11 protein-coding genes are annotated in these 9,466 nt (G+C 70.9%); 4 read left to right on the top strand and 7 right to left on the bottom strand.

The annotated features are described in order from the left end of the window. Positions 1-200: 200 nt before the first annotated feature. From VKA29_RS08415 to VKA29_RS08390, 6 genes are all read right to left on the bottom strand, one after another. On the bottom strand, positions 201-806 hold the full coding sequence (locus tag VKA29_RS08415) for a hypothetical protein (RefSeq protein WP_324784614.1): 606 nt from the start codon (positions 804-806) through the stop codon (positions 201-203). 74 nt (positions 807-880) lie between these two features. Further along, on the bottom strand, positions 881-1,984 hold the full coding sequence (locus VKA29_RS08410) for a hypothetical protein (protein WP_324784613.1): 1,104 nt from the start codon (positions 1,982-1,984) through the stop codon (positions 881-883). Positions 1,985-2,023: 39 nt separating this feature from the next. Further along, the gene (locus VKA29_RS08405; protein WP_324784612.1) at positions 2,024-2,818 is read right to left on the bottom strand and encodes a sigma 54 modulation/S30EA ribosomal C-terminal domain-containing protein; all 795 of its coding nucleotides are present in this window, start codon (positions 2,816-2,818) and stop codon (positions 2,024-2,026) included. A gap of 494 nt (positions 2,819-3,312) precedes the next feature. Beyond that, a complete protein-coding gene (locus tag VKA29_RS08400) occupies positions 3,313-3,609 on the bottom strand; it encodes a hypothetical protein (RefSeq protein ID WP_324784611.1) in 297 nt (98 codons plus the stop codon). 25 nt (positions 3,610-3,634) lie between these two features. After that, positions 3,635-4,489, bottom strand: coding sequence for a TNT domain-containing protein (locus VKA29_RS08395; protein ID WP_324784610.1), 855 nt, complete (start codon positions 4,487-4,489; stop codon positions 3,635-3,637). Between the two features lie 144 nt (positions 4,490-4,633). After that, positions 4,634-5,062 carry an ATP-binding protein gene (locus VKA29_RS08390; protein ID WP_324784609.1) on the bottom strand — a complete coding sequence of 143 codons (429 nt, stop codon included), beginning with the start codon at positions 5,060-5,062 and terminating at the stop codon, positions 4,634-4,636. Between the two features lie 187 nt (positions 5,063-5,249). On the opposite strand from VKA29_RS08390, the gene VKA29_RS08385 reads away from it, so the two are divergent. Further along, positions 5,250-6,050: a helix-turn-helix domain-containing protein gene (locus VKA29_RS08385; RefSeq protein WP_420718459.1), complete on the top strand. Its 801-nt coding sequence runs from the start codon at positions 5,250-5,252 to the stop codon at positions 6,048-6,050. Further along, positions 6,047-6,241, top strand: a complete 195-nt coding sequence (locus VKA29_RS08380; protein ID WP_324784607.1) for a DUF397 domain-containing protein — start codon at positions 6,047-6,049, stop codon at positions 6,239-6,241. The genes VKA29_RS08385 and VKA29_RS08380 overlap by 4 nt, the downstream gene beginning before the upstream one ends. 20 nt (positions 6,242-6,261) lie before the next feature. On the opposite strand, the gene VKA29_RS08375 is transcribed toward VKA29_RS08380, so the two are convergent. Further along, complete coding sequence (locus VKA29_RS08375; protein WP_324784606.1) at positions 6,262-6,735, bottom strand: hypothetical protein; 474 nt, start codon at positions 6,733-6,735, stop codon at positions 6,262-6,264. Between the two features lie 201 nt (positions 6,736-6,936). Here VKA29_RS08375 and VKA29_RS08370 point away from each other — a divergent pair, with 201 nt between their 5' ends. Beyond that, positions 6,937-7,668 carry a hypothetical protein gene (locus VKA29_RS08370; RefSeq protein WP_324784605.1) on the top strand — a complete coding sequence of 244 codons (732 nt, stop codon included), beginning with the start codon at positions 6,937-6,939 and terminating at the stop codon, positions 7,666-7,668. Between the two features lie 551 nt (positions 7,669-8,219). Beyond that, positions 8,220-9,428, top strand: a complete 1,209-nt coding sequence (locus tag VKA29_RS08365) for a sensor histidine kinase (protein ID WP_324784604.1) — start codon at positions 8,220-8,222, stop codon at positions 9,426-9,428. Positions 9,429-9,466 lie beyond the last annotated feature (38 nt).

The raw sequence follows: 9,466 nt of genomic DNA, 5'->3' as shown, positions 1-9,466 counted from the left end.
ACGAGCGGCCGGACGCCCGCGCGCAGCCGCGTGAAACGGCCGAGCACCTCGTCGAGGTCGGTCTCGGCGTCCGCGGCGGCCGAGGCCTCCGACCTGTGTCGGAGGCCCTTCCCGAGCACTGGGGCAGGAGGCAGCGCGCACGGAAGGAGGCGGCGCGTACCGGAACGTCCCACGCCCCGGCGGACGCCCACCCGGCCCGGTCAGTCGACGAACTCGACCATGACGGTCGCCGTGCCGGGCACATGCCGGGCGTCACCCGCGTACGTGACCGTGTACTGGGGATACGTGTTCCAGCTGGGCGGGGTGTCGGTGAAGCTGAAGGTCCCGTCCCGGCCGACCTGCGCATCCGGCAGCTCCACGCCGCTGCGCGTCACCGTGACCGCTCTGTGCTGAGGGAAGGCGACCAGCGAGGTCAGTTTCCCCGTCACGGTGACCGGCGTGCCGACGGAGTTCGTCGCCGGAGCGGACAGAGTGATCGTGCTGGACGCCTTGGCGATGTCGGTGACGACGTGGAGAACGACCTCGCCCGAGTAAGGGAAGCGGGTGGCGAACAGCCTGTCGCCATCGGGCGCCCAGGCCACGCCCCGGTCGAGGAGATCCGCGTATCCCGGGGACAACGCGACCGTGCGGTACGGGGCGGTCTCGCCCGGGCGGTAGACGTAGATGCACTCCCCTCCCGCCACGACCCCCGCGGCGACCGTGCCGTGGGAGTCGACAGCGACGGAGTTCGGATAGGCGCCGGTGTCGTACTGGGCCTCCTCCGTCAGGTCGGACAGGCGCCCCGTTCCGCGGCGACCCCGTTCCACGGCACGACCAACTGTGTGTACGACCTTGAGCGCGGGCCGGAGGACCGGCGTCGAGCCGTGTCCCGGAGGCCTGCTCAGGTGCCGGATGCGGGCTCGGCGTAGCGCAGGAGTACGCCCACGCCCTCGCTCAGCCGCAGCTCCTGCTCGGGCACCACGACCAGTTCGGCTCTTGTGCCGACGACGGCGCGGGCCAGGGCCGTGTCGGCCCGTTCCTCGCTGACCTCCCGTATGCCGTAGGAGCGCAGTTCCTGTTCGGCGAGGGCGAGTTGGCCGGGTTTCGGACCGACCCACAGGCGCAGCGGCGACTCGGGGTGGTCGTTGAGGAAGAGGGCCTTCACCTTGCCGCGCTGCAGCGCCGACACGGCGGGCGCAAGGCCTTCCGCGGACGCTCCGTCGCGGGCCCGCTCGGCGAGCAGGGCGTCCAGCAGCGCCCGGTCGTGCGCGGCCATGCGCCCTTCGAAGAGGCTTTCGAGGCGGTGCTCCAGCAGTGCCCGCCCGGCCTCGGACTCGCCGACGCCCGTCACGGTGGTGACCTGCCCGCGCAGGGCGGCCGGGAGCCGGTTGACGAGGATGCCGCGGGCCCAGACGTCTCCGGCGACGACCACCGTCTCGACGTCGATGCGCCGTGCGTGACCTTCCAGCTCCCGGCCGACCTCTCCGGCGGCGCGGGCCCAGTCGGCCACCGGGATCTCCTCGTCCAGGCGGTGGCCCGGCGTGACCTTGGTCAGCGGCCACGCACCCGCCTCGGCCTCGATCCGCACGGTGCCGGTGGCGTCCGTCGAGTGACGGCCGCCGTAATGCACGTGCACCGCCAGGTACGGAATCCCCGGCGCGTGCTGGACGATCAGCGGCATGGTGTCCGGCAGCGTCCCGAAGTGCGCCGTGTCCCGGGCGGGCGGGGCGGGCAACTCGTCCAGCAGGGCCAGGCGTCCGTGGGCGGTGAACACGGCCTGACCGTGGGTGCCGGGAACGTCCATGTCGCTGCCCACGGTGCCCGCCACCGCGGCGACGGAGTCCCGGTCCGCTCCCTCGGACTCCAACGCGTCCCGAAGACGCCGCCAGCGCAGTCGTACGGCGGCATGGGGATCTTCGAGGGCGGCGTCGCGGGACGTGTCCAGGTAGACGGACGCGAAAGGACCGGACTGCTTGTAGAGAGGTTCCAGGAAGGAGAGTTTCACGGCCACTCCCGAGTGGGCGGTCGGCGCCCCGACGGACCACTACTCGACGGGAGAGATCAACCCGTAATGGCCGTCGTAGCGGTGGTACAGGACGTTTCCCCGCCCGGTGGTCGCGTCGGCGAAGAACACGAACGGGAACCCGGTGAGATCCAACCGCTGTTTCGCCTCGGCCACGCCCATCCGGGGGGCGGGAAGCTCGCTCGAGGTCAGCGGCACGTTCACGGGGCCGACCAGGTCAGGCTGCGGATGAACCTGGGCGAGACGGTAGCCCGTCGGGCCCGCCCGGTACAGCACGCTGTCCTCTCCGGTACCCACGTCGGTGAAGAGGTGGAAGTCGTAGTCCATCGTCTCCAGCTCGAAGGCCGCCTCGTCGGGCGACTCCTGGGCCAGCGAGTAGGACTTGTGCCGGACGACCTGCCGCTCCTCGGCCGGGCGCGGGAAGTAGTCGGGGCGGTGAGTGGGCTCGCTGCCGTGACGCCACTCATGTGGCACGGGTGTCTTGCCCCGCCGGGCCTCCCAGTGCTCCTCCAGCCGCGTCAGCCGCACGGCCAGCCGGTCCTGCAACAGGTCGACGGCCTCGCTCATGGTCGTGGCCGCGACGTGCGCGCGAGCCGGACGCCCGTCGACGTCCACGTTGGCCTGGGCGATCGCGGGCCGCTCCATGGCGGGGTTGGCCATGTGGGTCAGTTTGACGCGGGCGTACAGAACCGGTTCCCGCGTCCGGCCGGTGAGCGCCCGTACCTTCTCCCGCGCGTATTCGACGGCTCCGGGCGGCATCCGCCCCTGGGTTTCCACCTGGATCTCGGGAGCCCGCTGTGGTGCCGATCGCTTCATGGCAGCCTCCTTGCGCTGTCTGTCCCGCTCTCCACACTCGCGCTCATCGGGCCCGTCCGCACGGCCGGCCGCGGTCCGCCCCGGCCTTCCCTGCACGCATGTCGAGAAAAATGTCCGATAGGTATTGATTCGTGCCGAATATCGGCCATCATGGGAGATAGACCACAACACCGAAAGAGCCACAAAACCGGTGAGGACGTCTAGTCGGCGGAGTGACTCGGACAGGATGTGGTTCAGGCCCCCGGCAAGCCGGCGCGATACCGAGGCAGCAGTGACGACTGACGCCTCAGGACACGTGCAGCACTACCGGGGACTGATTTTGTTCGGGAGCCTTCGCTCGGGCATGGCCCGGAGCGAAGGCATTGCCGTGCCCGCCCTCTCGAATCTCTCGAACCGAAGGGCGAGCCCGGACGTGCGCACCCGCACAGGGGGGACATGATCACCGCGGCGACGAAAGGTCCGGTCAACGCACCGGGGGCCGGGGCCGAGGTGCGTCAGGGGCGGCGCAGCCGCGCCCGTTCCTCGGGGGTGAGCGGCACGGGCGGCGGCCCCGGGTCGGTCAGCCTGGCGTACAGGCTGCGGCACGCCCGGTCCTCGTCGTCGAACCGCTCCAGGGCGGTGCGGACGCCGCGCTGCCGCACGCCCACGACCCAGCCGCCGTCGTCCTGATCGAGGTAGAGGCGGTCCTCCGGCCGGGGCGTGCCGGGCGGGGCGGGGCAGTCGGCGATCTCGTACAGCCCGGCGGGGACGCCGGCCGCGCGGAGCGCATCGCACAGTTCGCGTCGATCCATGCCCCGGCCCCTTCTTCCGTCCGTGTCAGTTGGCGCGTTCCAGGTTGCCGCTCTTGACCAGGGAACCCACCGTGGCGCCGGTCTTCACGTGCGGGCAGTAGGTCGCCTGCGCCGCGACCGAGGTCACGTACTGCGTACCCTGCCCCGGCTGCTCGAAGCCGGGGGCGGCCGGGCCGGCGCAGACCAGCGTCGGCTTCTTCACCCGGTACATGGCGTAGTCGTACGGGTGACGCGGGTCCTGGGTGTTGAGGGCCGACGGCGGGATGGACCGCCTCCCGTAGGCGTCGCCGGCCGGTGAGAGGAACTTGCCGAACTCGTTGCCGAAGCGGTCCACCAACTGGCCGACTCGCAGGGTGTACTCCTCCGCGAGAGGCGTGCCCTGGGCGTTGTGGTCGAAGCCGTCGTCCGGGAGCAGCGAGTACTTCCAGTCGCCCTGGCCCAGGTCCGCGCTCGGGTCCCACCACTTGTTCAGGAACTCCACCGGCGTCAGGTTGCCGAACCGGTTGTACCCGGCGAGGATCCGGCCGAGGATGCCCTTGGTGGGCAGCTTGGCCGGGCCGAACCGCCAGTCGTTGCACACGAAAGGGGTGTGCGCGAACGGGTAGGGCGAGGGCACCAGCCCCAGACAGCGCGTCCGCGAGCCGTCCCGCCCCGACCCGCCGTGCGGCAGCAGCGCCGGGTTCGTGTCCGAGCCCGGGTAACCCAAGTCGTTCGAGTCGCCCACCCCTCCGGCGGCCTTCTGCTGTTGCGTCATGGGCCGGTCGGCGACCCGGTCCTGGGTGTCCGTGGCCGCGGCCGCGGACGAGGGTGCGCCGAGCAGCGCGCCGCCGGCGAGGCCGGTCGTCGCGACCAGGGCCGCACTCCATTGACGGAATGTCACTGATGCCTCCGGAAGATTCGTCCCCGAGTGATCGGAAAGTCATGAATCATCACAGAGGGTCACCGCGACGGCGGCAATCGGGACAGGGCCGAACGGCGCAGCCGCCGCTCCGGTCCGACCACGCGCTGTCCGAATCCCGCCCTGTCAGTGGAGCGGGAGGCGTGCCCACACGGTCTTCCCGGAGGGCGGCCAGGGCTCCCATCCCCAGCTCATGGCGAGGGCTTCGACGAGGAGCAGGCCGCGGCCGGAATCGGCGACGGGCTCGGGTGCGGTCGTACGGGGCCGGGGCGCGCGGTCGCCCCGGGGGTCGGTGACCTCGACACGGAGGGTGTCACCGTCGGACGCCCCGACGGTGAGCGTGAGCCGGAACCCCCGGCCCTGCGCCCGGCCATGGGTCACCGCGTTCGCGGTCAGTTCGGCGACGACGAGCGCGGCGGACTCGCTCACCGTGCAGGCCGGTGGCCAGCCCCACGCGTCGAGCTGCTGCACGGTCAGCAGACGGGCCAGGCGGGCGCCGCGCGGGGTGGAGCTGAGGAGCTGGCTGAATCGAAGGGGGGAGATCTGCGTCTTCACGTCACCGAGCGTGGTCGGCTCGCTCTACTCTGACCAGCACATCCATCAGTACGGAGGGTGCCTGTACCGACACGGAAAGTGTCGCGTGCGGGGTGTCGGTGGTGACCTGGGAAAGGGGGCAGTCGTGTCCGAAGTGGCGGATGAGACGCAAGGGGCCTACGACGAGGCCGAGTTGAGCGGTGACCTGATGCGGGCGGTGGGCAAGCAGGTCAAGCTGCTCCGGGAACGGGCCGGGTTCACGCAGCGGGAGCTGGGGGACCGGCTCGGGTACAGCGAGGACCTCGTCTCCTCGCTGGAACGGGGGAGGCGGACGCCGCAGCGGGAGTTCCTGGAGGCGGCGGACGAACTGCTGGGCGCGGGCGGGTTGCTGCGCGCCACGATCGAGGACGTCGAGCGGGCCAAGGCGAAGGCGCGGGTCCGGCATCCGGCGTGGTTCCGGGACTATGCGCGGTTGGAGCGGGAGGCCGTTGAGATCAACTTCTACAACTGCCATGACGTGCCGGGCTTGTTCCAGACCGAACGACGGATTCGGGCCTTGTACGAGATGCGCAAGCCTTTGCTGGAAGAGGAGTTGGTGGAGCAACGGGTGGCTTCTCGGCTGGCGAGGCAGGACATTCTCACTCAGTGGCCCCCGCCCATGATCACGGCTGTCGTCGAGGAGGTGGTCTTCCGGCGTCCGCTGGGCGATCGGGACGTTCACAGGGAGCAGTTGGACCAACTGCTCCGACTGGCCCGGCTGCGCAACGTGGAACTGCAGGTCATGCCGACCGAACGCACCCAGCACGCGGGGATGGGCGGCTCCTTCATCTTGCTGACCCCCAAGGGGAAGTCGCAATTGGGATATGTCGAGGCGCAGAGCTCCAGCCGACTGGTCACGGACGCCGAGGAAGTTCGAATCCTGGCCGCACGGTACGGAAGCATCAGGGCGCAGGCGCTTACGATGCAGGAGTCCCTTGCCTTGATCGAGAAGATGGTGGCAGAGCTATGAGTGCTGCGGAATCCGTTCCCCTCGCCTGGTTCAAGAGCAGCTACAGCGGCAACGAGGGCGGCGAATGCCTCGAAGCCGCCGTCACACCCGGTGCCGTCCACATCCGCGACTCCAAGGTGCCGGCCCGAGCACAACTCGCCTTCCCGCGCTCGGAGTGGGCCGCGTTCGTGCGGTTCGCCGTCGGGCGCTGACCCACTCGCGGGCCGCCAGGTCAGGCCGACGGAGACGGTGAGTCCGGCGCCTCGGCCTGGTGGCGCCACGCCGCCGTCACGCTCGGCGGGATCTTCGTCGTCAGGCCGTCGGCCTTGGTGAAGGCGAGGCTCCGGTTGTAGGCGCCGCCGCCGCAGTTGTCGGACTGGTAGGTGAGGCGTACGTCGGAGGAGGCGTCGATCACGGGGCTGTCGCTTCCCCGGCGGGTGACCCGGAACCGGACCGGGCCGCTGTGCGGATCGGCGTCCTCGGGGAGGCGGAGGTGCACTCGGGTGAGGTCCTCCTGCTTGAGTTCGCCGTCGGTACACCTGCCCCGTGCGCACAGCTCGTACGAGGCTCCTGCGAGGCCGGTGTACCCCTCCTGGAGGAACATCAGGCTGATCTCCGACTCGACGCCCCAGCCGGCGCACGCCTGCTGGGAGTTGGGGGTGCACGCCGACGCGGCCGCCGCCACGGCGGACACGGCCGCGAGCACGCCAGGTCCGATCCTTCGTCCCACCACTGCCCGCCCCCTCCAGAGAGTGCCTTCCCGCCGACATGATCCCCCGAGATCGCCCCGGCGTCGATGCGGCCGCCCGTCGGACCTCAGCGCGCGAGCGCACGTCAACCGGGCGAAAACCATTGGCAGTCGACGACGGGCGGTGCGTACGTTTCTCTTGTTCGAAGGGGGGACCCAGTGGCGAAGCTCAATCAGATCATCGCTGTCGAAAAGGGCGTCAAGAGCAAGTCGGTGCAGGATGTCACCGCGGCTCACCAGAAGGTGCAGAAGCCGGCTCTGCTGGCCGGTATCTCGCGTACGTACCAGCCGAAGGACGAAGAGGGCGAGCAGCTGCCGCCGGAGTCCACGCGGGTGCAGGTCAAGGCCGAGGACGTGCTGCGCGAGACGGCCGCGTCGCTGACCCGTCTGTTCGACGTCACCGCCACCAAGGACTGGGCCAACTGCACCGCCCGCGCGGACGTCTCCGTCGACGGGCGGACGGTCCTCGCGGAGGTCCCGGTCGGCCATCTCCTCTTCCTGGAGAAGCAGCTCACCGACCTGCACGCCTTCGTGAAGAAGCTGCCCGTGCTGGACGCCGCCGAGTCCTGGTCGCTGGACCCGTCGACGGACTGGTGGAAGACGGACCCGGTCCGCACCATCCGGACCAAGAAGGTCCCGCGCAACCACGTCAAGGCCGAGGCGACCGAGAAGCACCCGGCGCAGGTCGAGGTGTACTACGAGGACGTGCCCATCGGGTACTGGACGACCGTGAAATTCTCCGGGGCGCTGCCCGCTCGGCGGGTCAACGAGCTGGTGGAGCGGATCGAGAAGCTCCAGCAGGCCGTCAAGTTCGCCCGCGAGGAGGCCAACGGCGCCGAGGTCGCCGACCAGCGCGTCGGTGAGGCGGTGTTCGGCTACCTGTTCGGCTGACGCCGCAGCCCGCCCCCGCCCGTCACGGGCGGCGGGCGGCATACTGATCGCCCCCGCGTGCGAGCGCGGGGGTGCGCCCCAGGCGCGGGCCGGATTGAGGACCGGCCCGCGTGACGAGCGCAAGCTGAAACTGACGTTCAGCCTGAAGACGCGGTCGACAGTGGAGGTTCGAATCCTCCCCCCGGCACCAGCACCACCACGGGCCGGGGTAGCCCAACCGGAAGAGGCGAGCCGCTTCAATCTCAGACTCTCGCTCAAGCTTCAGCATTCGCCGCCGATCGCCGGCGCGACCGGGGACGGACGAACGCCGTCGGATGCGAGTTCGACTCTCGCCTGCACCTCTCGCGGTGCGGTAGTTCAAAGGAAGAACGCGACGGCCTGATGACTGATCCGTCCTCTTAAACGCCGCCGGCGTACGCAAATGGGTGGCATCCCCAGAGGCCCGGGAGCTGGATACGACTCCCGGGCCTCGCCACGTTTCCACGCGCGGTACGCATGAAATGCCCATGACGCGTTCACGCTCATGAATCCCCAGGGTTACCGTGTCCGCCATGACGGGCATATTCGGCCATCGGCGATGGCTGCGGCGGCACGTCGGGTTCGACGGGCGGGCCGGGCAGGCGGCGTTCGAGGCGCTGCACCGGGCCTCCCTCGCGGCCCCGGCGCTGCGCGGGGGGCTGACCGAGGCGTCGGCCGGGGCGGCCGCGCGGCATCTGCGGGAGCTGCTGGGGGTGCCGGCGCTGGCCGTCGCCGACACCGGGCGGCTGCTCGCCTGGGACGGTGCCGGGAAGCACCACGGCGCGGCGGCGGTGGAGCTGGCCGCTGACGTGCTGGCCGGCGGCGGGACCGCCGTGGTGAAGGCCGACCGGGTCTGGTGCGGCGAGGTGGGCTGCGAGCTGCGGGAGGCCGTCGTCGCGCCGCTGGTGGTGGAGGACCGGGTCGAGGGTGCGCTGCTCGCGTACGCCCCCGGCGTGTCGGCGGGCCTGGTCCGGGCGACCGGCGAGGTGGCCCGCTGGACGTCCGGGCAACTGGAACTGGCCGAACTGCACCGCTCCCGTACCCGCCTGGTGGAGGCCGAGCTGCGGGCGTTGCGCGCCCAGATCTCCCCGCACTTCTCCTGCAACGCGCTCACCGCGATCGCCTCGCTGGTGCGCACCGACCCGGAGCGGGCCCGCGAACTGCTGCTCGACTTCGCCGACTTCACGCGCTACTCGTTCCGCCGCCACGGCGAGTTCACGACACTGGCGGAGGAGTTCCGCTCGATCGGCCAGTACCTGGTGCTGGAGCAGGCCCGCTTCGGGGACCGGCTGCGCGTCGACGTGCAGGCCGCGCCGGAGGTGCTGCCGGTCGCGGTGCCGTTCCTGTGCGTGCAGCCGCTGGTGGAGAACGCCGTACGGCACGGTTTCGAGGGCCGCACCGGGCCCGGGAAGATCACGGTGCTCGCCTGGGACGCGGGCGCCGAGGCGCACATCACCGTCGAGGACGACGGGGTGGGCATGGACCCGGAGGAGCTGCGGCGGATCCTGACCGCCGGCGGCGCCGGAAGGTCCGGGTCCGCCGGGTCGGGGGGCGGCGTGGGGCTGGGCAACGTCGACGCCAGGCTGCGGCAGGTGTACGGGGACGCGTACGGGCTGGTGGTCGAGACCGCGCCCGGCGCGGGCACCAAGGTGCGCATCCGCGTGCCGAAGTACCGGGCCGGGGTGACGGCCCCGGCGGGGGGCGGGGAACGGCCGGGTGAGGGGTTCGGCGCGCTCAGGTGAGCGGTACCCGCTCTCGTATGTGGTGAATGCCACATAGG

Source organism: Streptomyces sp. H51 (genome assembly GCF_035656535.1).
GTDB lineage: Bacteria > Actinomycetota > Actinomycetes > Streptomycetales > Streptomycetaceae > Streptomyces.
This window is presented reverse-complemented; position numbering and strand designations above follow the sequence as displayed.

Bases quoted from the DNA above. Each gene is read 5' to 3' on its own strand.
- VKA29_RS08405 (WP_324784612.1), bottom strand. From the start codon at position 2,818: ATGAAGCGATCGGCACCACAGCGGGCTCCCGAGATCCAGGTGGAAACC.
- VKA29_RS08400 (WP_324784611.1), bottom strand. From the start codon at position 3,609: ATGGATCGACGCGAACTGTGCGATGCGCTCCGCGCGGCCGGCGTCCCC.
- VKA29_RS08385 (WP_420718459.1), top strand. From the start codon at position 5,250: ATGCGGGCGGTGGGCAAGCAGGTCAAGCTGCTCCGGGAACGGGCCGGG.
- VKA29_RS08380 (WP_324784607.1), top strand. From the start codon at position 6,047: ATGAGTGCTGCGGAATCCGTTCCCCTCGCCTGGTTCAAGAGCAGCTAC.
- VKA29_RS08365 (WP_324784604.1), top strand. From the start codon at position 8,220: ATGACGGGCATATTCGGCCATCGGCGATGGCTGCGGCGGCACGTCGGG.